The organism is Flavicella sp. IMCC45668, from assembly GCF_057219105.1.
The window spans coordinates 812,954-838,036 of sequence record NZ_CM170114.1; the positions used below are offsets into that span (position 1 = coordinate 812,954).

Genomic DNA, 25,083 nt, shown 5'->3' on the forward strand with positions numbered 1-25,083 from the left:
TGTAACAAATTAAGCTGTCATAATTCCAAATTCTATAAATGAAGAAAACTATAAAATACATCTTGATAACTTTAGGTTTATATGTCTCAATAATCTGGATTATTGGTCTTCTCGGAATTTTTAAACTTTACAATTGTCCAACTACAGCGAATGAACCTAATTTAAAATTAAAGGAAAAATTCTTTTCGTCCAATTTGATTTCTCCCCAAAAAGGAAATTTTATTTGTTTTAAACATAAAGATTCAATTCTTGGAGAGCACTCCAGAGTCTTTAGACTGATAGCTATTGAGAATGACATTGTAGAAATAAAAAATGGTGTTTTATTCGTTAACAATGTAAACATGGATTTCAAATATGAATTATGTCATAATTATAAACTACCTAAAAATAAATTCAGAAGTTTTAAAGAAAAAAAATTAATTGATTATACTATCAATGAACATTTAGCATATTATATAAATGATAAATATCTGAAAAATTCTATAATTGTTGCTTTTCAAGATAAAGTCGCAGATTCCTTAAAATTTACACACTTAAGACAAATTGATTCAATTGGAATAAAGAATAAATATATACAGAAGAAATACAATGAAAACTGGAATAAGGATAACTTTGGACCATTAGTTATTGACAAAAACAAACTCTTCGTTTTAGGCGATAATAGGGATAACGCTGAAGACTCTCGATACATTGGACAAATAGATAAAACTAAACTAACAGGTACTATAATAAATAAATAACTTGTCACAACACCGTATAAAATTAATGTGGGTTTTTATGGTTTTCCCAAAGTTTTGGTTTATTTATAAAGTCCGCTTAAACTTATTTATCTATTTTTAGGTCGACAAGATAAAAACATAAAACAAGTATAAGCTCAGTGGCTCGGCTGACAAAATAAAGTTTGTCTACCTCCCACACTAATCTTATACAAAAACGTTGTACGTAAGTTCCAACCAAAATTTTAGATATTAATGAAAAGTTTAAAAAACATTTCTTTTACCGAGTTAAAATTTATCTATGATTTTCTAGAAACCAGGAAAAACATACATTCAGATAATGCAGAGAAGTTTGGAAAATAAGGAATCCATCAAGTAATAAATAAAATTTGATTTGGACGGAATTAACTCATAGATTGAGTAATATAAATGAATTCAAAGAATTAAATAATGACTGACTTTAATCCACCCATAAAAGACAGAGAAACTGATGAATTATTAGAAATTATCGGAGCTTCTGAAAAATGGGATTTTGATATAGTTAAACTAGCAGAGGCTGAACTGAATAAAAGAATTGACAAAACTAAAATTGAAACAGCCGTATACCTATCGAAAAAAAAAGATAAATTAAAGAAAACTGGAAAATCCAACGAAAGTCTTTTATCTGATTTTATCGAAGAACCATTTTGGACAATTGTCGTGATTTTATTCTCATGGGAATTGAGAAAAGATGGATTTGAAAGAAAAGCCAAAGAACAAAGAATATTTCGAATGATAATATTAGGTCTAATTATCATTTCAGGATTATTTTTCATAAGTGTATGACAAAAAACCTACGTACAACACCGTATAAAATTAATGTGGGTTTTTATGGTTTTCCTAAAGTTTTGGTTTATTTATAAAGTCCGCTTAAACTTATTTATCTATTTTTAGATCGACAAAGATAAAAACATAAAATAAGTATAAGCTCAGTGGCTCGGTCGACAATTCGCGAATTGTCAAACTCCCACACTAATCTTATACAAAAACGTTGTAAACAATTAAATTTAATAGTCTTGAATAAAAAACAATTTCTAATTCTATTTTTAATTCCAATACTTCTAACAAAGTGTGGTATATCGAAAGATTTAATGCTAAAATCAGGAGAAATTGAAACTGTGATTAATAACTCAATTATTGACTTTACGAATTCTTCTATTTTTAAAAGAAAACAAGCTTATCGTATTTATATCGAAGAAATAAATGATGAAATTTATGGAGTTAATTTTAATAAAATAGAGATGAACAAAATCTTCCCAAGAAAAGAAGATTCAATTGGAAGTTTTTCAAATTATTTTCCTTCAGAATATATAGAAAGAGATAATAAATTGTTCATTTGGGCAGATTCATCTAAAGCATTGAAAATAGATATAATCAATAAAATGTCTGAATATAAAATAATAGACTCTACAACTATTAAAACTGGGGAAGTTCAATTATTTTATATCAATGAAAAGAAAAAAGGAGTAGATTATTTTTTTTGTAAAAAAGATTTAAGAAAATACAAAAAGGTAAAGACAAATAGGGCTTTAGGACACTATCCTATTCCGAATCTAAATTGTGAATAAAACAGTTTACAACACCGTATATAAAAAATTGCTGCACTCCACTTTGTGGAAAAATTCATTACTTTATAAAAAACAAAATACTATGAAAATTCGAATGAAAAAAAACAAATTATTATACATAATATTACTTATATCCATGATTATATCTTCCTGCACTAACAATGATGTATCTAATCCAATTATCGGTTCCTGGAAAAGTACAAAAGAAGTTGTTACATGTTCATCAGGTAGTAAAGAATTTCGAATCCTTGATAATTGTGCACAAAAAGGAAGAGCTGTCTTCTATGAAAACGGAAATTACACCGACATAAGCTATTCAATGAGTAACGGTAACTGTGAAGAAACATACTCCAATAATGGAAGTTGGATAATGGAAGATAACAAAGTGACTTTAATCCTTAATGGTGAGAGTATAACTCCTGATTTTTTTGAATTAAATGACGACATAATGAGATTTGGTTATAAAATTGAAGATTCAACTACACCTTGCGATTTCGACTATATACCGACTTATAATTATATAGAATTTGAGAGAGTTAAATAACAGTTTACAACACCGTATATAAAAAATTGCTATACTCCTACTCTGTTGAAAAATTCATTACTTTTATAAAAAACAAAATAGCATGAAAAATAGCGTTTAAAAAAACGCAACTTTTCATATACAAAAACGTTGGGCAAAACGGCGGACTTTACACGAAAGTCCTACACACAGTTAATTAGAAGTTGTTTAGTTGCCTTCACCAGTACCGAAAATTTACTCTGAAAATATTCTGGAATTTTAATCATCTGTACTTTTAAAATTCTCTTGATTTTAGTTTCTTGCGTTGTGAATCTTTTACAAAAGAATATTCCTTATGAAATAGTACGAATTACCATTTCTTGTAAAAAAATCATGAATTATGGAATAGTGTGAATCCTCAGCACGAATGAGAATTTTTACGCAAGAAAATACTCAGACTTTTAGCTACTTGCGGAATGAAAATATGTATCTGGAAATATTTTTTATCATGAAAACGAAAATTATGTAAACACGAAAGAATTCTTACTCAGTACGAAACTAAGCTGTGTGTCCGCAATGCCCAACACCGCATAAAGCCAATGTGGGAAATAGAAAAAATTTGAAAATTATTTATTATTTAAAAACGTTCGCTTAAACTTATTACCTATTTTTAATCACAAATTAAAAAATAAAAAAGTTTAAGCTAAGTGCTAGGTTGAAAATCCATGGATTTTAAAACTCCCACACTGCCCTTATGCAAAAACGTTGGCAACAATTATAACAATGAAATATATTTATACATTAGTATTATTCGTAATTCTCTCTCCATTATATAGTCAAATTATCCCGCTAAAACAGGTGATTTCAGATCCAAAATATTCTGAAAACTCAGAAATAGAAATAATAAATAATAAGACTCCTTCTGAAACGAAGCCAACTGCTGTTTATGTAAACGGAATATTTATCGGAAGTCAATTAAAAATGATTGATGTCCCTTTAGGTAAAATTGAAACTATTGATACGGTAAAAGAAAATTTCGAGAAAGACGGAAAAGAGTATTACGGAAAAATATTAATGACAATCAAGGATGACTATACTCCGAATTTTATAACTCTAAAAGAACTTACTAACAAATATCTTACTTTAGACAAAAAACCAATAGTTTTTCAAATTGACAAAAGGATTATTTATGAGGATTACAATGAATTAATGGTTGATGAAAACTTCATTCTAAAAATTATTTCAAATAAACTAAAGACATCTAGAAAGGAAAGAGAAATAAACCTAATTCAATTAATCACAAAGACAACATACAACATAAAAGAAGCAAACACTATCTATATTAAGTAACAAAAAATAGTAGCCAACACCGTATAAAATTAATGTGGGTTTTTATGGCTTAATTCAAAGGTTTGTGTCTCTTTACTATGTCACTTCTACTTATTTAAGTATTTTTAGCTCGACAAAGATAAAAACACATAATAAGTATAAGCTCAGTGCTAGGGAGAAAAGTCCACGGACGTTTTCTCCCACACTAATCTTATACAAAAACGTTGTGTAACATAGACAAAATTGCAATGATTGAAACTATTAAAAATATAATTACCCCTTTATTGATTATAACATCTTTATATTTTATAAAAAAAGCTTCGAAAAAGAAAAGTAAAAAAAAAGAAAATGGAAATTCGATTCATCAATTACCCATTCTATATGGAATTGGTGCAATTATTTCTTTAATTATTCCACTAATAATAGTAACAGCAATTATTGTGGATAATGAAAACGTCGACTTTTCTAATATTATTCCTGTTATAGTGCTTTTTACTTCTTTAGGAACAATTATGAGCTTAATGGTATGGATGAATAAAATTTATCTAAATTCTGAAAGAATAACTCAAAGAAATATGTGGGGAAAAACGCAAGTTATCGAATTAAATAAGGTTAAATCAATTCGATTTAATAAGTTTTCTTTGTATTTGAAAATTAGTGATGGTGAAAATATTATTAAATGCCACGATCATTTAGTAGGTATAGAAGAAATTTTAAACACTTTAAGCGAAAAAACTAATATTACTCGAGACGAAATGGGATACGTTGAATAAAACGTTACACAACACCGGCTAAACTTAATGCGGGTTTTTAGACTTTCTCGATGTTTTTGGCTTATTTACTATGTCCGCTTAAACTTATTTGATTAGTTTTATGTCGATAAAGAAAAACAAATAAATAAGTCTAAGCTAAGTGGCTCGTCCGATAAATCTCCATTTATCAACTCCCACACTAAGCTTAGCCAAACCGTTGGGCATCATTAGAAAAAAAAATGATTAAACTATTTAAAATTTATAAAGTTTTAAAATTCAAAAAGAAAATATTTGAATCATTCCCCACTGATTTAAAAAATGACTTGAAAGCTGTTTTAGATATAATTCCTTTTTATGATTTTACGGTAGTTAATTTTTATGGAAATAAATTTAAAACAGACAATCTAATCTCTCTTGATAGTATTTCTGTGCGTATTGATAATGAAATTTTGAATATTCCTGGGAGGTATTATTTTAACGAACCGAAATTAGAACTAGAGAATAAATTAACGGACAAACAAAAAACAATTTTAAATTGTATTTACCTCAGACATCATAACGGATATATTAGAGAAAAGAGATTAAAATTACTTGGAGACAAAACTGAGTATTGGATAGTTCCTTTCATTACTCATTTGCTTGGAGAATACGTTTATGAGGTATTAGAAGTACTGAATAAACAACTCAATCAAAAAACTATTGACAACTATGTTCGATTTAGTAAAGAAAACCCTATTTACTGGGAGAAAACTAAATCAAGAATAATAAGTTATTGGAATGTTTATTATAGAGATAAATCGCCCAAACTAAAAGAATATATAGGAATTAAAATTATAGAGCGAATAAAATAACGAATGCCCAACACCGTATAAAATTAATGTGGGTTTTTATGGTTTAGCCAAAAGTTTTGGTTTATTTATAAAGTTCGCTTAAACTTATTTATCTATTTTTAGGTCGACAAGATAAAAACATAAAATAAGTATAAGCTCAGTGCCTCGGCTGACAAAATAAAGTTTGTCTACCTCCCACACTAATCTTATACAAAAACGTTGTGCAGCATTGCCTGAAAACGGAAATAATCTCTAGAATTAGACTTAAAAATCACAAAAGCATAATGAACTTCAACTCACCATACATCCAAATAAATGAGAATGGAATTCAAAAAATAAAAAATCATCAAGTTGTTAGACACATTAACTATTCAGAAATTATTCAAATAAATCTGAGCAAGTATTTTATGATTAAAAATTGGAAAATCTCTTTGTTTTGTTCAATTATACTCTCAATACTTAATTTCTTTTGGATTCTAAATGTTATAAAAAACACGAATTTTACTCAAACTCCTGACTTGACGAACAGAGGCGGGATAATTTTGATTATTATACCGTTTTTTCTTTTTATCGCGAGTTTGTTTATTGTATATCAGTCACTCAAAAAATGTTCAATAATGAGAATCAATACCAAAAATAAATCTGAATATATTTCTTTGAGAGAATTCGAAAGAAATGGAGATATTAAAAATCTAATAATATTCATATCTAATAAAGTAAATACTAAGAACAATACAATTTATAAATAAACGCAGCACAACACCGTATAAAATTAATGTGGGTTTTTATGGTTTTCCTAAAGTTTTGGTTTATTTATAAAGTCCGCTTAAATTTATTTATATATTTTTAGGTCGACAAGAATAAAAACATAAAATAAGTATAAGCTCAGTGGCTCGGCTGACAAAATAAAGTTTGTCTACCTCCCACACTAATCTTATACAAAAACGTTATGCAACATGAACCAGAATTTGTAGCTTAGACTCAAATAAAAAAAAGCATTTGTTACGTTACAAACTTAAATACAGCCTTATAATCGAATGATCATGTTAAATAAGATAATTTCACACAGTTCTAAAGTTAGTGTTGCTTTTTTTATTTTCTTTATCAGTTGTAAAGAACAAAATGAAGAGCAACAAATCATCACTTTTGAAAAGAATTTGGTTCAATTACATAAAATTGTTGCTACTGATGTTTCAAAAGCTTTTGCGAAAGAAATCGAAAGTATTCCCATATATCGAAACTCTTATTCTAATGAAAATAAAAGTAAATGTTCGCTTCCATTGAAAGATGTTAGAGAACCAGATTCAAATTATTTCTTTTATAAAAACGATGAAATCTATGGATTTAAAAAGTTTTATTTATCAGTTGAGCACGAGTGGTTTATAGAAAAAAAAGAATACTTGTTTTTACAACAGCAAGATTTAAGTTTACAATGTGTAAAAACATATGATGGAAAAATTGATGCTGAAAAATATTTGAAATATTATGATTATTACAATTATATCGTTTGTGTAAAAACAATCGATTTTACTTATGATTTGGTAATTGATGGAGGGCGCAGTACAGCAAGACATAAGTTTACTGTTATTAAGATAGATAAAGACCTTGGACTCGTATTGATCGATAGAAATGAGGCATTGGAAATAGCGAAACAATTTCTGCTTCAAGAAAATTTATATCAAGGTGCTATGCTTAATTGAATCGTAACCAGACTTTATGTAAAAGAGTGATAGAATCAAGAATTCGACTCTCGGATCTAAAAAAATAATATTCCGAATTATCACTCAGCTCTGAAAAGTTGTACTCTGAACTTTTTTTTATCTCTTAATAATTTTACTTTGAATATTCCTCAAAAACTGAACAACATCACGATAGCATAACACCGTATAAAATTAATGTGGGTTTTTATGGTTTTCTCAAAGTTTCTTGTCTCTTTATAAACTCACTTACACATATTTGATTATTTTTAGGTCGACTAAGATAAAAACACTAAATATGTATAAGCTTAGTGCTTGGCTGATAATCTAGCGATTATCAACTCCCACACTAACTTTATACAAAAACGTTGTAAACAATTAAAAAACCGCATTTTTCAAGAATAATTCAGTAAATGATCATATCTTTGATAGTATCAAACGATAGTATCAAAATGAAACCTCCATACGAAATAACATCAAAAATTTTAAATTATATTACTTCGATTTCCGAAAAAATTGGAGAAGTAAATGCTAATTATTTGAATCGACCTTCTCCACAATTGAGAAAACAGAATAAAATAAAAATTATACATTCATCTTTAAAAATCGAGGGAAACACTCTTACAGAAGAACAAATAACTGCTTTAATTGACAATAAGAGAGTTCTAGGACCTCAAAAAGATGTAAAGGAAGTGTTGAATGCAATTTCTATTTACGACAACCTGAGAGAATTCAAATCTCAGAATGAAAAATCGTTTTTAAAAGCTCATAAAATACTCTTATCTGAATTAATTGATATTTCCGGAAAATATAGAACACAAGGAGTTGGGATTGTTAAAGGATCAAAAGTAGAACACTTAGCTCCTCCTGCTGAGAATGTTCCGTTTTTAATGAAAGACTTATTTAATTATTTGAAAAACACGGAAGAAATCGAACTAATAAAAAGTTGTGTTTTTCATTATGAAATGGAATTTATACACCCTTTCATTGATGGAAATGGTAGAATGGGACGTTTATGGCAAACTCTAATCTTAATGGAAAAATATCCAATTTTCGAGTATCTCCCTTTTGAAACCTTGATTAGTAAAGACCAGGAGAAATACTACAGAGCTCTTTCTGAAAGCGACAAATTAGGAAAGTCAACTAGATTTATTGAGTATATGCTGAGTATTATAGATTCTTCAATTGCTGAATTATTGAATTTTAATAATAGAACATTAACTGAAAAGGAAAGGCTAGAATATTTCATCACTTTAAATAAAACTGAGTTTTCTCGAAAAGACTATATGGATATATTTAAAGACATCTCATCTGCTACGGCAAGTAGAGATTTAAAAAACGGAACAGAGAAAGGTCTTTTTAATAAAATTGGAGAAAAAAATAAAACAAAATATATTCTAAATTAACAGTTTACAACAACGTATAAAATTAATGTGGTTTATGGTTAGTCGAAAGTTTTGGTTTATTTATAAATTCCGCTTAAACTTATTTATCTATTTTTAGGTCGACAAAGAAAAAAACACTAAATAAGTATAAGCTTGTGGCTCGGCTGACAATCCACGGATTGTCAATCTCCCACACTAACCTTATACAAAAACGTTGGCAACAATAAAACAAATGAAAAACATCCTAACACTGATTATATTTATTTATTCAGTAACAATTCTTGGACAATCTGAAAAAGAATTCTACAAGGACATTGTAGAGTCTTGTATCATTGGTAAAAGAGAATTAATTACCAAAGCTTATAAAGACAAAGAATATGAGAAAGCAAAAAAAATATTCTCAGAAATTATAGATTCTTGCCTAAAGGGTAAATATTTGTCTAATTATGAATTTATAACTACAAAAAAGAAAACGATAAGTACGGAGAAGATAAATAAACCTTTCGTTATTTTTACTTCTGCTACTTGGTGTGGACCTTGTTGGGGTGAGATACCAACACTAAATAAACTTGCTGAAAAATATAAAAATGAAGTTGAATTTATTGTCCTTTTTTCGAATCAAAAGAAAGATTTAAAGAAAATGGCAAAGCGATACAATAAATTAATACATTTAATTCCATCTCCAGTTGAACAAATCGGACATGACAATATATTCATTAATGGATTTGAACATAGACTAGACTTTCCTGGTGCATATTTAATTGATGAGAATAAACAAATTATTGATTACACAGTTGGGGCTGCTTATCCTACAAAGAAAATGGGATGGACTGAAGTAAATAGTATCAATGAGAAAAAACTATTGAAATTTATAAAACCAATTTTGAAATAAACTGTAGCCAACACCGTATAAAATTAATGTGGTTTTTTATGGTTTGATCAAAGTTTTGGTTTATTTATAAAGTCCGCCTAAACTTATTTATCTATTTTTAGATCGAAAAAGAAAAAAACACAAAATAAGTATAAGCTCAGTGGCTCGGCTGACAATTCACGAATTGTCAAACTTCCACACTAATCTTATACAAAAACGTTGCCCTTAATTATAAAAAATGAATAAAATTAAATTATCCGAATTTGAAAAAATTAAAATATTTCTGAATGAATATTATTTTGGTTATGGATGTTATTACTCAATTCTTAGAATATTAGCTGGACCGTTAATTCTGATATTTGGTTTAAATATTTATTTAAACGGAATAAGTGAGCCTGGACTTACAGAACCAAAATTCATGATTTTATTTGGTTTATATTATATTCTTCAGCCAATAATACGAATATTGACAAAAAAAGAATGGTTCAAGAATTTCGACCTTGATTATAAAATTACTCCTGAAAAAATTATTGTTAAATCAGAAATGAGTAAATCTGAATTAGACTATTCGGAATTTACATCCATTTCTAAAAGAAAAACATATTTTGTACTCAAGTTTAAATCAAAACAAGGAATATATATTCCCTTGAGTTACTTGGAGGAAAATGAAATTGATATACTGAATGAACTGAAAAAAAACTAATGGCAACACCGTATAAAATTAATGTGGGTTTTTGTGGTTTAGCCTAAAGTTTTGGTTTATATATAAAGTCCGCTTAAACTTATTTATCTATTTTTAAGTGGACAAGATAAAAACACAAAATAAGTTTAAGTTTGTCGCTCGGCGGACAAAATAAAGTTTGTCTCCTCCCACACTAATCTTATACAAAAACGTTGTATGTAATTGGTGACAAATGAAAAAAATCGCGTTAAGTACACTTTTAGTGATTTTTATATCATGCAAAGTAGGTTTCTCAGAGTATAATACTGATAAGATATATCAATCCTTATCAGAAAAAAATATTTATAAACTAAATGGAAAATATAGACATTACGCCTCTAAAAATTTTGGGAAGAATATTTTCGCTAATCACAACACAAAGGAGTATTTAAGAATGAATACAGACTTATACCGTCAATTAAAAAGTGGATATTCACAAAGGTTAGGTCGAGCCTATGATACAATATCTAAACTCGAATTAAACAATTATTATGTTGAGTTAAATTTAGTTGATGACAAAACTCTAAATGTTTACTTTTATGAAAACAAAAAAATCTTTAAATCAATGACCTTAATAGGTCAAATACAAAATGGAAAATTCTATATAGACAATCAAATTTATGAAAAATACGGAATACCATCCTTGGGCGGAGAAACAACAATTAGTATGAGAAGAATAGGACTTTCTAAAAATGGTAATTTATTAATAAACACCGTATCCTGTAATGCTAATGGAATTTTAATATTTTATTCTTCACATAAGAATGACAATACATTTGAATACGAAAAACTGAAATAACTACATACAACACCGTATAAAATTAATGTGGGTTTTTATGGTTTAGCCTAAAGTTTTGGTTTATTTATAAAGTCCGCTTAAACTTATTTATCTATTTTTAGGTCGATAAAGATAAAAACACAAAATAAGTATAAGCTCAGTGGCTCGGCTGACAAAATAAAGTTTGTCTACCTCCCACACTAACCTTATACAAACACGTTGTAAGTAATTCCCCACAAAAATCAACATGAAAAAAATATACATATTATTTATTTATACTCCTTTTTTTTTATTCTCACAAATTAACAATTCAGAACTTGAGAAAAAAGAAGGAATTCTTTACAAAAAAGGTGAAGAAAAACCTTTTACTGGAATCTCCATAGCTTACTATGAAAACGGAAATAGAGAAACAACAGTTGAAATCAAAAATGGTGTTTTAAACGGAGAAATGAAACATTGGTACTTAACAGGAGAAAAACAAGTCCATGGAAAAATGCAAAATGGAACGAAAAATGGCTTATGGACTTCTTGGTTTTCAAATGGAAATCTAAAAAAGAAAGGAAAATACAGAGACAATATTGAAAATGGAACTTTTTCATGGTATTATGAAAATGGAAATCTAAAAAAGAAAGGAAAATATAAGAATGGAATTTCAAATGGAAAATGGACTTGGTATTTTAACAACGGGAATAAAGAATCTGAAGGTGTTTTGTTAAATGATGACAATTTAGGAAAATGGACTTGGTGGAATGAAAATGGAGAAATAATTCACCAAAAAATATTTGAAGTAGAAAAACCTGAGATTTTCCCAAAAATCAATAATTTATTAATTGGTACATGGAGTTTTGTTAAAACGGTAGATAAGAATAATAATATTATAGAAACAATTGAAAAAACTTACAGGAGCAATGACAAATCTACCATAAAAACAAATGGACCAGAGATAGAAATTCTCAAAAATGGTTCGTATAAAATGAAATTTAATTCAGAAAACACTGATCAAGGAAATTGGATTCTTTTATCAGAAAACGAAATTGAATTTCAAATGACTATCTCTCCTAATTCAGATCAAGGAAAATTATTAATGTTTACCGAAAAATTAATGAATAAAAAACAAGAGAGAGATAACCAAGGTAACTTTCTTAATAAATCAACTGAAAAAATTATATCCTTAACAAAAAATGAAATGGTATTAGAATACGAAAACAATTATTTACAAGTTTACATAAAGACAAACTAATAACTACTTACAACAATGTATAAAATTAATGTGGGTTTTTATAGTTTGCCGAAAGTTTTGGTTTATTTCTAAAGTCCGCTTAAACTTATTTATCTATTTTTAGGTCGTCAAAAATAAAAACATAAAATAAGTATAAGCTTAGTGGCTCGGCTGACAAAATAAAGTTTGTCTACCTCCCACACTAATCTTATACAAAGACGTTGCCAACAATAATGAAAACTTGCAGATGATTCATAATTGGTGTATTTTTACATCAAAACTAAAATTATGGCAAGACAAAGTATTTCATTCACACAACCGAACGACGAATGGTTAAAATCTCAAGTAGATAATCATGAGTATTCCAGTAAAAGTGAGCTTGTGAACGACTTAATTAGACAAGCACGAAAACAACAAAAACAAATTGATTGGATAAGCTCTAAGCTGGAAAAAGCTGAGAATAGTGGCTTTACGAATGACAGCAAAGAACAGATCTTAGCTCAATCAAAATCTTTACTTAATGGCTAAATATAAGCTGAGTAATTCTGCGAAAGAAGACCTTATAAGAATTCACCATTTTGGAGTTAAGAAATTTGGAATGGTACAAGCCGACAAATATTTCGAATCATTTTTTGAATATTTTGAAATCATAGCTGAACGACCATTCTCTTTTGAATCGGTTGACTTTATAAAAGAAAATTATAGACGTTGTCCATGTGGTTCGGACAATATATATTACAGAATTAATAACGAAATTGTGGAAATTATGAGTATTGTTGGACGTCAAGATTTGAAAAATATATTTTAGATTCGAAAATTACTGTAGGCAACACCGTATAAAATTAATGTGGGTTTTTATGGTTTACCCAAAGTTTTGGTTTATTTCTAAAGTCCGCTTAAACTTATTTATCTATTTTTAGGTCGACAAAGATAAAAACATAAAATTAGTATAAGCTTAGTGGCTCGGTCGACAATTCACGAATTGTCAAACTCCCACACTAATCTTATACAAAAACGTTGGGTGCAATTAAAATTTGAATATTATACCAATTTTAGGTAACTTTGAATAAAATTATTTAAAATGGGAAAAAACACATCAATATCACTTGGAAATTACTTCGACGGGTTTGTTCAAAGTCGTGTATCAGAAGGAAGGTTTAAAAATGTTAGTGAAGTAATAAGAGCTGGTCTTAGACTACTTGAAGAGGAAGAATCTAAAGTTATTGCTTTGAGAAATTCTATTCAAGAAGGAATTAATAGTGGAATCGCTCATGACTTTGACCCTAAAAAACACCTTGAATCTTTAAAAGCTAAAAAATCAAATAATGAATAAGTATTATTTGACTAATAAAGCTGTTGAGGATTTAACACACATTTGGAATTACACATATGAGGAATGGTCTGAGAAACAAGCAGACAATTATTATGAAATGTTAATTGATAGCTGCGAAGAAATTGCCGAAAATCCTTTATTCGGAAAATCATACGAAAATGTGACCTCTGATTTACTTGGAGTAAAAGCAAATAAACATATTATTTTTTATAGAAAAATTTCGGAGAATAAAATTGAAATAACAAGAATTCTACACGGAAAAATAGATTTAAAAAAAAGAATTAGAGATTAGAAAAAAACTGCACCCAACACCGTATAAAATTAATGTGGGTTTTTATGGTTTGCACAAAGTTTTGGTTTGTTTATAAAGTCCGCTTAAACTTATTTATCTATTTTTAGGTCGACAAAGTTAAAAACACAAAATAAGTATAAGCTTAGTGGTTTGGCTGACAACATAAATTTCGTCTACATCCCACACTAATCTTATACAAAAAGGTTCTACGCAATTTGACCAAACCAAGAAAATGATAGTAAAATATAAAAATTCCACAATTGAAATAACAAATGAATCGGATTTGGATTCAGAGGAATTTGGTCATAAATTTAAGAAACAATATCCTTCCGATTTAGGAATTGAATTAAAATATCAACCTTCCTCAAAACACGGAATTCGAATAACAGAAAACGGAATTGAAAAGTGTAGCGCATTATTACTGGAAAATGGTGGAGTAACAGGAATTTCTGAAAATTCATTTCTAATCAAAAATGACCGAATTTATATTTGCTGTTCTGACCAAATATACTCTCTGAATTTAATGGATTTATCCGCTAATTGGAGAAATCAATATGACACTGCAACTTGTTTCGGAATTTATGAATTTGACGAGGATTTTATTATTCACGGTGAAATTAAAGTAAGTAGAATTGATAAAAATGGAAAAACTAAATGGAATTTTAGTGCAAAAGAAATTTTTGTGAATCCAGATGGAAAAACGGAATTTAAAATTATCGAAAACCGAATTGAATTAATAGATTGGGAAGGTTATAAATACGAATTGAATGCTGATGGAAAAATATTAACGGAAATAAAAACTGCGTAGAACACCGTATAAAATTAATGTGGGTTTTTATGGTTTTCCCAAAGTTTTGGTTTATTTATAAAGTCCGCTTAAACTTATTTATCTATTTTTAGGTCGACAAGATAAAAACAAAAAACAAGTATAAGCTCAGTGGCTCGGCTGACAAAATAAAGTTTGTCTACCTCCCACACTAATCTTATACAAATACGTTAGCAAAAATAACATGAATATAAAAATTCCAACCATTATATTAAGCATCTGTATTTTAGTAAGTTGCTCAACAACAAAAAAAATTGAATCTAAGGACAAAACTCTGCCCACTTCAGAATTGAAATTTTCTAAAGTAGAAACTCAGAAAAAATCAGAATATTCAAAATATAAATCAATGAATCTTTCAGAATTGAATAACGAGAAAGATAAACTTGCCAAACAATTAAGTTATTTAAAATTAGAATATTATTTAGAAAATATAAAACAAGGAAAGAGTCGATATTCTTTGGCAACTCAAAAAGACAAAAATCTTCTCTGGATTATGCGCCAATCACCTAATTATAAAACACTACATAAACAGTGGAGGGATGCGGTAGAAGAATATATCGCCTTTGAAGATGAATATTCACCTGAAATAAAGAAACATCGAAGTTTAAATTACAAAAACAAAGAAAAATCTTTAAGTAACAGAAAAGCATATAACGATATTTACGTGCCTCTTAGGGAAGAGTTAAAACATAGGGAATATGTAAAATTTACATATTATGAAAAAAACTTCTCAGACAAACTGGGTGAAATGTGGTATGACGGTGGTGAATACTTATTAAACTTTCATAAAACTAAAAATTTGGAAGTTCCAACAGACTGGTTAAGTGAAAAAGACTTATTTGGCATAGAGAGATATTCAAATTATAAAGAATTAATAAAACAATCTAAATTTATCAACAAAGAGATTTCAAAAAAATAACTTTTGCTAACACCGTATAAAATTAATGTGGGTTTTTATGGTTTAACCCAAAGTTTTGGTTTATTTACCAAGTTCGCTTAAACTTATTTATCTATTTTTAAGTCGACAAGATAAAAACACAAAATAAGTATAAGCTTGTGGCTCGGTAGACAATTCACGAATTGTCAAACTCCCAAACTAATCTTATACAAAAACGTTGGCATTCATTTATGAAAAAAATTGCGTACTCAAGAACTTAATGCAACAAATCTAATTTAATAAACTTCGAAATCAGATTGTCTCCAGTGAATAAAAAGAAAACTTCCATTTTAAAACTATCTTAGTAAAACAATCATTCGAATATTTAATATTTGAAAGAATTAACGTGATTTCTAGGCAAGAAATAAAATAATAAGACTTTTTGAACTATTTTAGCTTATAAATTTAATAATTATGAGTGCTTTTCTTTTTTTAAATATTCCAAAATCAATTGAAAAAAAAAGAATCATAACCAAAGGGTGGATCTTTGAAATAATTTATAGTTTAACTACTATTCCTATTTTAATAATGGGGGTTGTTTTCTTTGTGTGTATTGGTCCTTTAGTTTTATTTGATATTTCAATAAACAAATCAACTCTAATCCCGATGATTATAATTATGGCTTTTTTAACAGTACTTTACATCCTACTCTTAATCTATAAAATATTAAAAATAAGCAAATTCAGAGTAATTAAAGGCATTAATAAAAAAGTTAATCGAGAAGCTATAAGAGAAGTATCAAAAAAAATTAATTTAAAAAAAATGAGAGACAATAGACAGGAATACCTAGCGTATTTAGAATGTAAAAGTATATTACCATCACTTAATTATTCAAAAGAAGTAATATTTTTATATGACAAAAATGATATTCTTGTTAATTGCAGCTACCAACAAGACCGTGCATTAAGGGCTAATTCACCCTTTTGTTATTTTAAAAATAAAAAAATTGAAAAACAGATTGAGTTTGAAATAAAAAAAATATTATTAAAGACGAATGATACAACGAAATGCCAACACCGTATATAAAAAACTGCTACATTCCTACTCTTTTGAAAAATTCAGTACTTTTATAAAAAACAAAATAGCATGAAAAATTGCGTTTCAAAAAACGCAACTTTTCATATACAAAAACGTTGGCAGTAATAAGTGGAAATAGAAACCTCAGAAAAACTAGAGTTAAAATGAGTTTTACAACAATTAATCAACTTGAAGATTGGATGGTGGAAAACTGTATGAAAAACAAAATAACACCAGGAAATCGATTTGAAACTGATGAAGGGGTTGGTTTGGAAAAATATGGTGATTTATATATTTGGTATCATACAGAACGTGGAGAAAAAGAAAACTTGAAATATTTCCAAAATGAGAAAGAAGCAACTGAGTTTCTTCATGAATATATATGCAAAGATAAATACGCAAATAGTCACTTGATTGGTCGTTTTACTGACAAAAAACTGAAAAGTGAATTAATAACCGAATTGATTAATCGGAATATAAAATATTGGAATAACGAAATTACTCAATGGAGAATAAACGAAAATCTTATTCAAATATTTGTTTACCTCTGCGATGTGAAAAAAGTAAGTGATTTAAGAGAACGATATTTAATAGAAAAATAATTACTACTGCCAACAACGTTTGGCGGTAATTTAAAAAAAATGAGAATAATATTTATATTACTGATTTTCACAAGTTGTCATCCAATATTTTGTTCTTGGCAAAACGGCTATGAAGAAATTAATTATGAGCCATCTAAAAGTGAAATAACTGGAGAATATGAGTTAAGTAAAAACTCTAAATCATATCTGAACGAAAATTATTATAGTTGGCCTCTTAAACTTGAAATAAATGAAAACAATCAATTCAAACTCATTTTTGAGGATAATCCTGAAAGTTTAGCTGAAAAAATATTTGGAGATAAAAAAAATGAAAATAATTATAAAAGGAATGAAACAGGAAAATGGTTTCACTCATTTATGGATAAAGAAAAAATCTGTTATTTTGAATTAGAGGGAATTACTGTTGAACCTTTACGTAAAAAAGATAAAAAGATTTCAATAATGATTACAATTGGAGATGGAGATGAGTGTCATGGAATTGTCTATGAAAAATCGGAATGAATATATATACTACCGCCAACACCGTATAAAATTAATGTGGGTTTTTAGTTTTAGCCCAAAGTTTTGTGTCCGTTTATAATGTCACTCATACTTATTTGAGTATTTTTAAATCGACAAAGTAAAAACATAAAATAAGTATAAGCTTGTGGCTCGGCTGACAATTTTTAGATTGTCTACCTCCCACACTAATCTTATACAAAACCGTTGGGTTTCATTTTAAAACAAGAAAATTAGGACAAATTGAGATTAAAAAGAACATTACAGTTATTCTTAATTATTATTCTGACAATCACCACTCAAATTGGTGGATTAATTTATATTTTGAGTATATTCATAAACAGAAAACTTAAAATGAATTTTAGACTTCAGACTTTAATATCATTCACTGTATTATACTTGTTTTTCACATTTATAGCCGTTCCATTAATCGCTCCTGTGTTCGGTAGAGAAAAAGTACATAATTCTGAAAAAATTAATCCTACGAGCTTTATAACTGTTTTACTTAACAGAAATTATGTAAAACCAGAAATGAACGTTTTATTGAAACAGACTGAAAAACAGCTGAAAGAAACAAGAATTGAAATTCATTATTTAGACGCAAATTTTCCATTCATAAATAAATTTCCTCTTTTACCTCATTTAAGCCACAATGACGGGAAAAAAATAGACTTGAGTTTAATCTATGAGAGTCAAGACAATATTATTTCCAATAAACAAAAGTCCAATAGCGGTTATGGAATATTCGCTAAACCGAGAAAAAACGAATTTAATCAAATCGAAAAATGTTTAAATCATGGATATTTTCAATATGACTATCCAAAATATTTAACATTTGGAGAAATCAATAAAAATCTGAAATTTTCAGAAAAAGGAACAAAGAAATTAATTCAAAGTATTTTAAACCAAAAGAATCTAGGGAAACTTTTTATTGAGCCGCATTTAAAATCGAGAATGAGATTAACCGATGACCGAATTCGATATCACGGATGCAGGGCTGTTAGACATGACGATCATATTCATATACAACTGAAATAAAAAACGAAAACCCAACACCGTATAAAATTAATGTGGGTTTTTATGGTTTTCCCAAAGTTTTAGGTCCGTTTATAATGTCCGCTTAAACTTATTTATCTATTTTTAGGTCGACAAGATAAAAACACAAAATAAGTATAAGCTTAGTAGCTCGGCTGACAAAATAAAGTTTGTCTACCTCCCACACTAATCTTATACAAAAACGTTGGTAACAAACAGAAAATGGAAAAAGAAAAAAAGAAAATAGTTACTACGAGATTAGCGTCAATGTTTTTAGATCATTTAATAATGACTTTTGTAATTATGATTATTGCTCTTATAATTGTCGGAATATCATTGTTGATTTTTGGACTTCCTGGTGAATCTGATACACCTGAATATTTTGGAATTATCCCACTTATATTTGGATTATTAGGATTTTCAGTTTACTTTAATAAAGATGGTTTAAAAGGAAAAAGCCCGGGTAAAAGAATTCTTAACTTAATAGTTGTGGACAATAAAACAGGAGAGATTGCAACCCCAATAAAATCTCTTTTAAGAAGTCTCACTGTTGTTTTTTGGCCAATTGAGGTGATTTACTCAATATACTCTCCTACTCGAAGAATTGGTGACTATATAGCTGGCACGAAAGTAATAGAAGATGACAACACTTTGAAAACTGATTATAAAATAGGACAATTGATTGTTTCATTATTTATTGGATTATTATTTTTAATCCCAGTAATAGCGATTCAAATGCTAGTTTGGGGGATTAATCCATTATTAAACTAAAAGTCAGTCGCCAACACCGGCTATAATAAATTGCTTCGCTCCTATTCGCATTCAAAATTATTTTTCTAAATTACGGTCTTATAAAAGCTATGAAACTCTAGGTACGCAGTTTTAAAACACTCATAATGTTTTGGCTCAAGTACTGGTCGGTTCGGTTCGCCAAAACAGGTCGTTTTAAAACTGCCAACCGCAACTTATCATAGCCAAAAACGTTGTGTATCACGGTGGAATTTCAGCTGAAATTCTAACTCACAGTATATTCTTGGAATTCATAATGCGCTTCCGAGTTCGGAAAATTTTGGTTGAAAATTATTTTTTGTTCTAAATTCAATTTTCTTTGGGAATTCATAATATGAATCGCCACTCAAATCTGGAAAAATACTGTGAATTATCACTCAACTGTGAAAAGTTATACTCCGAATGTTTACTCAATTCTGAATACTTTTACTTTGAATTATTTCACAAAACAACGCGACTCTCCTACTCTGAAAATTTACTTGCGACCTAAAATTTTATGCGGAACAGAAAAATATTTTTAATATGAATCTGATGCAATAATTACACGGAAAAAAATGTACGAACGAATTGCCACTCAGACGAAAACTCACTGTGAGTCCGCAAAACACAACACCGCATAAAGCCAATGTGGGAAATAGAGAAAAATTGAAAATTATTTATTATTTAAAAACGTTCGCTTAAACTTATTCCCTATTTTTAAACTCAATTAAAAAATAAAATAGTTTAAGCTGAGTGCAAGGTTGAAAATTCACGGATTTTAAAACCCCACACTGTCCTTATGCAAAAACGTTGTAGGCACTGCAACTAATTGTAAAATCCTGAAATAGGTTGACTAAAAATTAAACACTTTTAGTTAAACTATGGACACAACAAAAAAACAACCCTGCCGAAAAAAGAGCTACAATAAAGTAGGCTTCGAACTCAAACTTTTCATCATTGATCAAATCCATAATGGTAGAATTTCTATCAATTATGCTGCTAAGAAATATGATGTTTCTAGACCAACTATTCAGTACTGGATTAAAAAATATAGTACTTTAGAGCAAAAGAAATTAGGCATGAGTAAACAAGATGAAATTAAAAAACTCAAAGAAAAAATAGAGGAATTGGAATTTGTAAAAGACTTTCAGCAAGACATAATTGCAGACATGGAACTTATTTCAGGAGTCGATATGTCAAAAAAGTCATTGCCCAAAACATTAGCAGACGAGATTCAGAAAAAGAAGATAGACCGTTTAAAAGAAAATGGTTAATTAAATGTTTTGGGATTAGTAAACAAGCTTTTTACAAACGCTTGAAATCTCATCAAATAAAGCAAAATAACGAGCTTATTTTAATTCAACTGGTAAAGCAATGTCGTAACAAGATTGGACAACGTTTAGGGGCTAAAAAACTATATCATGAATTAAAACAAGACATCAAAAAACAAGGAATCAAAATAGGTAGAGATAAATTCTACACCTTTCTGAAAAACCATAGATTACTGGTACCCAGAACAAAAAACTACCATATCACAACAAATTCAAACCACCACTTTTACAAGTATAAAAACCTGATAACAAATAAAGTTCCAACCAGAGCAGAACAACTTTGGGTAACAGATATTACCTATATCAAAACGCAAAAAGGACATAGTTATTTAGCTTTGGTAACTGATGCATATTCTAGGCAGATTATGGGCTATAAATTAGATTCACATATGAAAACATCACTTTGTTTGGAGGCACTATCCATGGCTCTTAAAAATCGTAAATACCCAGGTGAAAAATTAATTCATCATTCGGATAGAGGAATACAATATTGCAATCCAACCTATACCCTATTTGCAGAATCAAACGGATTAACAATGAGTATGACTGAGAAATATGACCCTTATGAAAATGCAATTGCTGCGAGAATTAATAGAACTTTAAAATATGAATACGGGTTAAAACTTACAATTAAAAACACTAAATTAGCACAGAAGATTACAAAAAGTGCTATTAATATTTACAGCAATATTCGACCACATTGGAGTCTTGATTTACATGCACCGAAACAGGAACTTCCAAATCTAAATATTGACTACAAATCGTATCGAAAAAACAAAAATAAACTGGAATTATTAACCTTATAAACAATAAAAAAAGGTCAACCTATTTCAGGACAAAACAAAACGTTGTTGTACATAAACAAAAATAAATGTCCAATTTAAAAGAATCAAAACACATTCCAAATCTAACACCAATTCGCTTCCTTTTAGCTTTATTAGTAGTTATATTTCATATTTCCGAATTTAGCCAAAATAGAGGGTTTCCGTATTTTAATGGTTTTCCAATTTTTCATAAAGGTACAGAGGCTGTATATATGTTTTTTTCGTTAAGTGGTTTTTTAATTATTAAGCAACTTTTTGTTGAGAAAAAAAACACAAATTCAATTAATTTAAAAAACTTTTATAAAAGACGAATATTACGTATTTTTCCTTTATACTATTTAGTTTTAACTTTTGGATTTTTATACTATCGACTTATTTTACCCTTCTTTGGTTTTGAATTTGAAAATAATTATGATTTCTTAACTGGAATATTTTTATCTGTTACTTTTTTTCCAAACATATTTAGTACATACTCGCCTGGAGGAATATTAGAAATTTTATGGTCCATTGGTATTGAAGAGCAATTCTATTTATTTATCGCCCCATTATTTCAATTACTACCATTAAAAAGAATAATATTATTCTTATGTGTCTTTACCTCCATTTATTTTTTAATATATTTCTCAGAAGATTTAGCTTTTCTAAAAGAATACAATATGCTATTCTTTTACTTTTCTTTTGGTGGGTTATGCTCTATCATTCATAGTCATAATTTCTTCCAAAATTTAATTAATAAATCAAGGCACTCTGTACTATTAATATTTATCATGTATTTTACAACAGGGATATTCACAAATAATTTTAATCCTTTTTTTTACAATCTTTTTAGTTTCATATTATTTGGATTTGCAATTTCTATATTAGCTATAAAACCAATTAAAATTCTTCAGAACAAAACGATGGATTATCTTGGTAAAATATCCTATGGGATTTATATGTATCACGCCATAATTATGCAATTAGTAGGATTAATTTATTTAAAAGTAATTTCTAAATTTGGTTTTCAAAATACATTTGATATAATTATTATAAATTTATCCGTAATAATTGTAACAATTGTTGTATCGCATTTTTCATATAAATACTATGAAAGTTACTTTTTGAATCTAAAACGAAAAAACAGTATTAATCAAATAGTTAAAACAAAAACATCGTAACAATGTATAAAAAAACAGGTAAAACAGTAGTAAAATCAAGAGTTTGTACTCGTATCAAAATTTGTGTTTAACTGAAAAATTGGCACACCAAAGTAGCCTACTTTTCATATACTAACTATAGTAAGTAATCAATATCAAAACAAAAATTGAATAACTTAATCAATAAAATAAAGAGTCATATAGACCTTAGCTCAAAGGCAGAAGAATATGTAGTTTCTATAGCAAAAGAATTGACGGTTTCTAAAGGTGATGTTCTGATTCGTCAAGGACAAGTTGTGAAGAACACTTATTTTGTCAAGGACGGTTGTTTAAGAGCGTACTGCATTGACAAAAACGGGAAAGAACACACACTACAATTTGCTATAAAAAATTGGTGGATTAGTGATTTTATTGCAATCTATAATAATGAGTTATCTACATTAACAATAGAATGTATCGCTGATTCCAAGATAATCAGATTTAATGCTAAACTACTAGATGGAATATATTCGAAATTCCCTGAATTTGAAGCTTTTCAAAGGAAAAACTTAGAGAGACATGTAGTTAGTTTGCATAAAAGGATTTTAAACCAATTGCAACTAACCGCTCAAGAGCGATATGAATTATTTCTGAATCAATATCCCGATATTGAGCAATACGCTCCTAATTATCACATAGCATCTTATTTGGGAATTACACAACAAAGCTTAAGTCGTATAAGAGTAGAAAACTCAAAAAAATAGTTTTCTTACCATAGGGTTATTTTTTCTTCAAATCAATCCTCTAGTTTTGTTCTAAATTAAAAAAACAAAATCATGATAAAAAATACACTAATAGGATTAGCAAGTGTTATTGCACTTGTATTTATTGTTATCTATTTTATGGCTCAACCTACCCTTGAAGAGGATGGTTCGTATAGCCCTTCAAGTTTGGCGCTAACCTTAGGTACTGTTTCAAAAACAGATTTTGAGAATATAAAGTACGCAAAATACCAAGGAGATAAATCGAAGATTTTAGTGATTTTCACTGAACAAAAAAACTTGGAAATGAAAAATGGTAAATTTTTTTCTACAGGAAATCACCCAATAGAAGCACTTGTACCAATGTTACATCTTAAAAATGCGGGGTTTGATTTTGAAATAGTTACCCCTACTGGTAAACCTGTTGTATTTGAAATGTGGGCTTTTCCTGAAGAAGACGCAAATGTAAAAGCAATTTTTGACCAGTACAAATCGAGTTTTGAGCAACCTAAAAAGTTAGCTGATTTTATTACGAATTCATTTGTAAATGACAGTTCTTATGCTGCTGTATTTATACCTGGAGGACATGGAGCAATGATTGGAATTCCTGAAGATAAAAACGTTGGAAAGGTCCTAAATTGGGCATATCAAAGTGATATATTTACAATTACACTTTGTCATGGTCCAGGTGCATTATTATCCACCACACTTGATAATCAAAAATTTCTTTACGAAGGATACAAGATGGCTGTATTCCCGGACGACGTAGATGAAATAACACCAATGATTGGGTATTTACCAGGACACATGAAAAAGGGCGTGAGCAAAAGATTGAAAAAATTAGGTGCCACTATTATTAATACAGAATCTGATAAAACAGTTTGTGTTGACAGAAAACTAATTACAGGTGCAAGCCCTTTAGCATCTAATGAACTTGGTAAACTTGCAGCCAATACACTATTGAAAGAATTGAAGTAAAAACTACTTACAATATCACATAAGAGCAAAAGCGGTTTGGGTCAATGCTCAAACCGTTTTTGCATTAAACTGTACATTATTACATAATCTAAAGTTAAAAAGAAGAAGAAATTACACTTGTGGATGAAAATAATTATATTCAACTATTCGGAAACAGTTAAAAAAGAAACTACTTACAACACCATATAAAATTAATCTGGGTTTTTATGGTTTTCTTAAAGTTTTAGTTTATTATAAAGTCCGCTTAAACTTATTTATCAATTTTTAGGTCGATAAGAATAAAAACACAAAATAATTATAAGCTAAGTGGCTCGGCTGACAATCTACGGATTGACAACCTCCCACACTGCCCTTACTCA

The 25,083-nt window shown here is 28.5% G+C and carries 29 protein-coding genes; all 29 read left to right on the top strand.

The window, feature by feature from the left end; translation table 11 throughout:
* Positions 1-38 precede the first annotated feature (38 nt).
* The 29 genes from lepB to hchA all read left to right on the top strand — a co-directional run bounded on the left by lepB (position 39) and on the right by hchA (position 24,724).
* Complete coding sequence (lepB, locus tag AC2DZ0_RS03775) at positions 39-740, top strand: signal peptidase I (RefSeq protein ID WP_484643779.1); 702 nt, start codon at positions 39-41, stop codon at positions 738-740.
* 426 nt (positions 741-1,166) lie between these two features.
* Complete coding sequence (locus tag AC2DZ0_RS03780) at positions 1,167-1,541, top strand: hypothetical protein (RefSeq protein WP_484643780.1); 375 nt, start codon at positions 1,167-1,169, stop codon at positions 1,539-1,541.
* Between the two features lie 230 nt (positions 1,542-1,771).
* Positions 1,772-2,323: a hypothetical protein gene (locus tag AC2DZ0_RS03785; RefSeq protein WP_484643782.1), complete on the top strand. Its 552-nt coding sequence runs from the start codon at positions 1,772-1,774 to the stop codon at positions 2,321-2,323.
* A gap of 94 nt (positions 2,324-2,417) precedes the next feature.
* Entirely contained in the window at positions 2,418-2,867 is a 450-nt protein-coding gene (locus tag AC2DZ0_RS03790) for a lipocalin-like domain-containing protein (RefSeq protein ID WP_484643783.1), read from the top strand.
* Between the two features lie 741 nt (positions 2,868-3,608).
* On the top strand, positions 3,609-4,175 hold the full coding sequence (locus AC2DZ0_RS03795) for a hypothetical protein (protein WP_484643784.1): 567 nt from the start codon (positions 3,609-3,611) through the stop codon (positions 4,173-4,175).
* A 227-nt stretch (positions 4,176-4,402) separates the two neighbouring features.
* Entirely contained in the window at positions 4,403-4,927 is a 525-nt protein-coding gene (locus tag AC2DZ0_RS03800; RefSeq protein WP_484643785.1) for a hypothetical protein, read from the top strand.
* Between the two features lie 218 nt (positions 4,928-5,145).
* Complete coding sequence (locus AC2DZ0_RS03805) at positions 5,146-5,757, top strand: hypothetical protein (RefSeq protein ID WP_484643787.1); 612 nt, start codon at positions 5,146-5,148, stop codon at positions 5,755-5,757.
* Positions 5,758-6,779: 1,022 nt separating this feature from the next.
* Positions 6,780-7,436, top strand: coding sequence for a hypothetical protein (locus AC2DZ0_RS03810; RefSeq protein WP_484643788.1), 657 nt, complete (start codon positions 6,780-6,782; stop codon positions 7,434-7,436).
* A gap of 449 nt (positions 7,437-7,885) precedes the next feature.
* The gene (locus tag AC2DZ0_RS03815; RefSeq protein WP_484643789.1) at positions 7,886-8,839 is read left to right on the top strand and encodes a Fic family protein; all 954 of its coding nucleotides are present in this window, start codon (positions 7,886-7,888) and stop codon (positions 8,837-8,839) included.
* Between the two features lie 211 nt (positions 8,840-9,050).
* The gene (locus tag AC2DZ0_RS03820; RefSeq protein ID WP_484643790.1) at positions 9,051-9,710 is read left to right on the top strand and encodes a TlpA family protein disulfide reductase; all 660 of its coding nucleotides are present in this window, start codon (positions 9,051-9,053) and stop codon (positions 9,708-9,710) included.
* Between the two features lie 217 nt (positions 9,711-9,927).
* Entirely contained in the window at positions 9,928-10,392 is a 465-nt protein-coding gene (locus tag AC2DZ0_RS03825; protein ID WP_484643792.1) for a YcxB family protein, read from the top strand.
* Positions 10,393-10,603: 211 nt separating this feature from the next.
* The gene (locus AC2DZ0_RS03830) at positions 10,604-11,209 is read left to right on the top strand and encodes a hypothetical protein (RefSeq protein ID WP_484643793.1); all 606 of its coding nucleotides are present in this window, start codon (positions 10,604-10,606) and stop codon (positions 11,207-11,209) included.
* A 226-nt stretch (positions 11,210-11,435) separates the two neighbouring features.
* The gene (locus AC2DZ0_RS03835) at positions 11,436-12,428 is read left to right on the top strand and encodes a toxin-antitoxin system YwqK family antitoxin (protein WP_484643795.1); all 993 of its coding nucleotides are present in this window, start codon (positions 11,436-11,438) and stop codon (positions 12,426-12,428) included.
* A 267-nt stretch (positions 12,429-12,695) separates the two neighbouring features.
* Positions 12,696-12,935 (top strand): ribbon-helix-helix domain-containing protein, encoded by a 240-nt coding sequence (locus AC2DZ0_RS03840; RefSeq protein WP_484491655.1) that lies wholly within the window; start codon positions 12,696-12,698, stop codon positions 12,933-12,935.
* The gene (locus AC2DZ0_RS03845) at positions 12,928-13,215 is read left to right on the top strand and encodes a type II toxin-antitoxin system RelE/ParE family toxin (RefSeq protein WP_484643797.1); all 288 of its coding nucleotides are present in this window, start codon (positions 12,928-12,930) and stop codon (positions 13,213-13,215) included. Before AC2DZ0_RS03840 ends, AC2DZ0_RS03845 begins: the two co-directional genes overlap by 8 nt.
* 273 nt (positions 13,216-13,488) lie before the next feature.
* Positions 13,489-13,740, top strand: coding sequence for a type II toxin-antitoxin system ParD family antitoxin (locus tag AC2DZ0_RS03850; protein WP_484643799.1), 252 nt, complete (start codon positions 13,489-13,491; stop codon positions 13,738-13,740).
* Positions 13,733-14,032: a type II toxin-antitoxin system RelE/ParE family toxin gene (locus tag AC2DZ0_RS03855; RefSeq protein WP_484643801.1), complete on the top strand. Its 300-nt coding sequence runs from the start codon at positions 13,733-13,735 to the stop codon at positions 14,030-14,032. Before AC2DZ0_RS03850 ends, AC2DZ0_RS03855 begins: the two co-directional genes overlap by 8 nt.
* Before the next feature lie 232 nt (positions 14,033-14,264).
* On the top strand, positions 14,265-14,840 hold the full coding sequence (locus tag AC2DZ0_RS03860) for a hypothetical protein (protein ID WP_484643803.1): 576 nt from the start codon (positions 14,265-14,267) through the stop codon (positions 14,838-14,840).
* A gap of 202 nt (positions 14,841-15,042) precedes the next feature.
* A complete protein-coding gene (locus AC2DZ0_RS03865) occupies positions 15,043-15,777 on the top strand; it encodes a hypothetical protein (RefSeq protein WP_484643804.1) in 735 nt (244 codons plus the stop codon).
* A gap of 432 nt (positions 15,778-16,209) precedes the next feature.
* A complete protein-coding gene (locus AC2DZ0_RS03870) occupies positions 16,210-16,821 on the top strand; it encodes a hypothetical protein (protein WP_484643805.1) in 612 nt (203 codons plus the stop codon).
* Positions 16,822-16,976: 155 nt separating this feature from the next.
* Positions 16,977-17,414: a hypothetical protein gene (locus tag AC2DZ0_RS03875; RefSeq protein ID WP_484643807.1), complete on the top strand. Its 438-nt coding sequence runs from the start codon at positions 16,977-16,979 to the stop codon at positions 17,412-17,414.
* Between the two features lie 39 nt (positions 17,415-17,453).
* Complete coding sequence (locus AC2DZ0_RS03880) at positions 17,454-17,915, top strand: hypothetical protein (protein ID WP_484643809.1); 462 nt, start codon at positions 17,454-17,456, stop codon at positions 17,913-17,915.
* Positions 17,916-18,266: 351 nt separating this feature from the next.
* Positions 18,267-18,950: a hypothetical protein gene (locus tag AC2DZ0_RS03885; RefSeq protein WP_484643811.1), complete on the top strand. Its 684-nt coding sequence runs from the start codon at positions 18,267-18,269 to the stop codon at positions 18,948-18,950.
* 219 nt (positions 18,951-19,169) lie between these two features.
* Positions 19,170-19,718, top strand: a complete 549-nt coding sequence (locus AC2DZ0_RS03890) for an RDD family protein (protein ID WP_484643812.1) — start codon at positions 19,170-19,172, stop codon at positions 19,716-19,718.
* A gap of 878 nt (positions 19,719-20,596) precedes the next feature.
* Positions 20,597-20,989, top strand: a complete 393-nt coding sequence (locus AC2DZ0_RS03895) for a transposase (protein WP_484643813.1) — start codon at positions 20,597-20,599, stop codon at positions 20,987-20,989.
* A gap of 14 nt (positions 20,990-21,003) precedes the next feature.
* The gene (locus tag AC2DZ0_RS03900; protein WP_484644824.1) at positions 21,004-21,852 is read left to right on the top strand and encodes an IS3 family transposase; all 849 of its coding nucleotides are present in this window, start codon (positions 21,004-21,006) and stop codon (positions 21,850-21,852) included.
* Between the two features lie 65 nt (positions 21,853-21,917).
* A complete protein-coding gene (locus tag AC2DZ0_RS03905) occupies positions 21,918-23,027 on the top strand; it encodes an acyltransferase family protein (protein ID WP_484643815.1) in 1,110 nt (369 codons plus the stop codon).
* Between the two features lie 146 nt (positions 23,028-23,173).
* Positions 23,174-23,749 (top strand): Crp/Fnr family transcriptional regulator, encoded by a 576-nt coding sequence (locus tag AC2DZ0_RS03910; RefSeq protein ID WP_484643817.1) that lies wholly within the window; start codon positions 23,174-23,176, stop codon positions 23,747-23,749.
* 72 nt (positions 23,750-23,821) lie between these two features.
* Positions 23,822-24,724 carry a glyoxalase III HchA gene (gene hchA / locus AC2DZ0_RS03915; protein WP_484643819.1) on the top strand — a complete coding sequence of 301 codons (903 nt, stop codon included), beginning with the start codon at positions 23,822-23,824 and terminating at the stop codon, positions 24,722-24,724.
* The last annotated feature ends 359 nt before the right edge of the window (positions 24,725-25,083 follow it).

Excerpts from the sequence above, each read along its gene's own strand:
- AC2DZ0_RS03795 (WP_484643784.1), top strand. The coding sequence starts at position 3,609 with ATGAAATATATTTATACATTAGTATTATTCGTAATTCTCTCTCCATTA.
- AC2DZ0_RS03895 (WP_484643813.1), top strand. The coding sequence starts at position 20,597 with ATGGACACAACAAAAAAACAACCCTGCCGAAAAAAGAGCTACAATAAA.
- AC2DZ0_RS03815 (WP_484643789.1), top strand. The coding sequence starts at position 7,886 with ATGAAACCTCCATACGAAATAACATCAAAAATTTTAAATTATATTACT.
- AC2DZ0_RS03810 (WP_484643788.1), top strand. The coding sequence starts at position 6,780 with ATGTTAAATAAGATAATTTCACACAGTTCTAAAGTTAGTGTTGCTTTT.
- AC2DZ0_RS03800 (WP_484643785.1), top strand. The coding sequence starts at position 4,403 with ATGATTGAAACTATTAAAAATATAATTACCCCTTTATTGATTATAACA.
- AC2DZ0_RS03825 (WP_484643792.1), top strand. The coding sequence starts at position 9,928 with ATGAATAAAATTAAATTATCCGAATTTGAAAAAATTAAAATATTTCTG.
- AC2DZ0_RS03855 (WP_484643801.1), top strand. The coding sequence starts at position 13,733 with ATGAATAAGTATTATTTGACTAATAAAGCTGTTGAGGATTTAACACAC.
- AC2DZ0_RS03850 (WP_484643799.1), top strand. The coding sequence starts at position 13,489 with ATGGGAAAAAACACATCAATATCACTTGGAAATTACTTCGACGGGTTT.
- AC2DZ0_RS03820 (WP_484643790.1), top strand. The coding sequence starts at position 9,051 with ATGAAAAACATCCTAACACTGATTATATTTATTTATTCAGTAACAATT.
- AC2DZ0_RS03830 (WP_484643793.1), top strand. The coding sequence starts at position 10,604 with ATGAAAAAAATCGCGTTAAGTACACTTTTAGTGATTTTTATATCATGC.
- AC2DZ0_RS03780 (WP_484643780.1), top strand. The coding sequence starts at position 1,167 with ATGACTGACTTTAATCCACCCATAAAAGACAGAGAAACTGATGAATTA.
- AC2DZ0_RS03845 (WP_484643797.1), top strand. The coding sequence starts at position 12,928 with ATGGCTAAATATAAGCTGAGTAATTCTGCGAAAGAAGACCTTATAAGA.
- AC2DZ0_RS03805 (WP_484643787.1), top strand. The coding sequence starts at position 5,146 with ATGATTAAACTATTTAAAATTTATAAAGTTTTAAAATTCAAAAAGAAA.
- AC2DZ0_RS03870 (WP_484643805.1), top strand. The coding sequence starts at position 16,210 with ATGAGTGCTTTTCTTTTTTTAAATATTCCAAAATCAATTGAAAAAAAA.
- AC2DZ0_RS03890 (WP_484643812.1), top strand. The coding sequence starts at position 19,170 with ATGGAAAAAGAAAAAAAGAAAATAGTTACTACGAGATTAGCGTCAATG.
- AC2DZ0_RS03840 (WP_484491655.1), top strand. The coding sequence starts at position 12,696 with ATGGCAAGACAAAGTATTTCATTCACACAACCGAACGACGAATGGTTA.
- AC2DZ0_RS03905 (WP_484643815.1), top strand. The coding sequence starts at position 21,918 with ATGTCCAATTTAAAAGAATCAAAACACATTCCAAATCTAACACCAATT.
- AC2DZ0_RS03790 (WP_484643783.1), top strand. The coding sequence starts at position 2,418 with ATGAAAAAAAACAAATTATTATACATAATATTACTTATATCCATGATT.
- lepB (WP_484643779.1), top strand. The coding sequence starts at position 39 with ATGAAGAAAACTATAAAATACATCTTGATAACTTTAGGTTTATATGTC.
- AC2DZ0_RS03860 (WP_484643803.1), top strand. The coding sequence starts at position 14,265 with ATGATAGTAAAATATAAAAATTCCACAATTGAAATAACAAATGAATCG.
- AC2DZ0_RS03835 (WP_484643795.1), top strand. The coding sequence starts at position 11,436 with ATGAAAAAAATATACATATTATTTATTTATACTCCTTTTTTTTTATTC.
- hchA (WP_484643819.1), top strand. The coding sequence starts at position 23,822 with ATGATAAAAAATACACTAATAGGATTAGCAAGTGTTATTGCACTTGTA.
- AC2DZ0_RS03885 (WP_484643811.1), top strand. The coding sequence starts at position 18,267 with ATGAATTTTAGACTTCAGACTTTAATATCATTCACTGTATTATACTTG.
- AC2DZ0_RS03865 (WP_484643804.1), top strand. The coding sequence starts at position 15,043 with ATGAATATAAAAATTCCAACCATTATATTAAGCATCTGTATTTTAGTA.
- AC2DZ0_RS03875 (WP_484643807.1), top strand. The coding sequence starts at position 16,977 with ATGAGTTTTACAACAATTAATCAACTTGAAGATTGGATGGTGGAAAAC.
- AC2DZ0_RS03880 (WP_484643809.1), top strand. The coding sequence starts at position 17,454 with ATGAGAATAATATTTATATTACTGATTTTCACAAGTTGTCATCCAATA.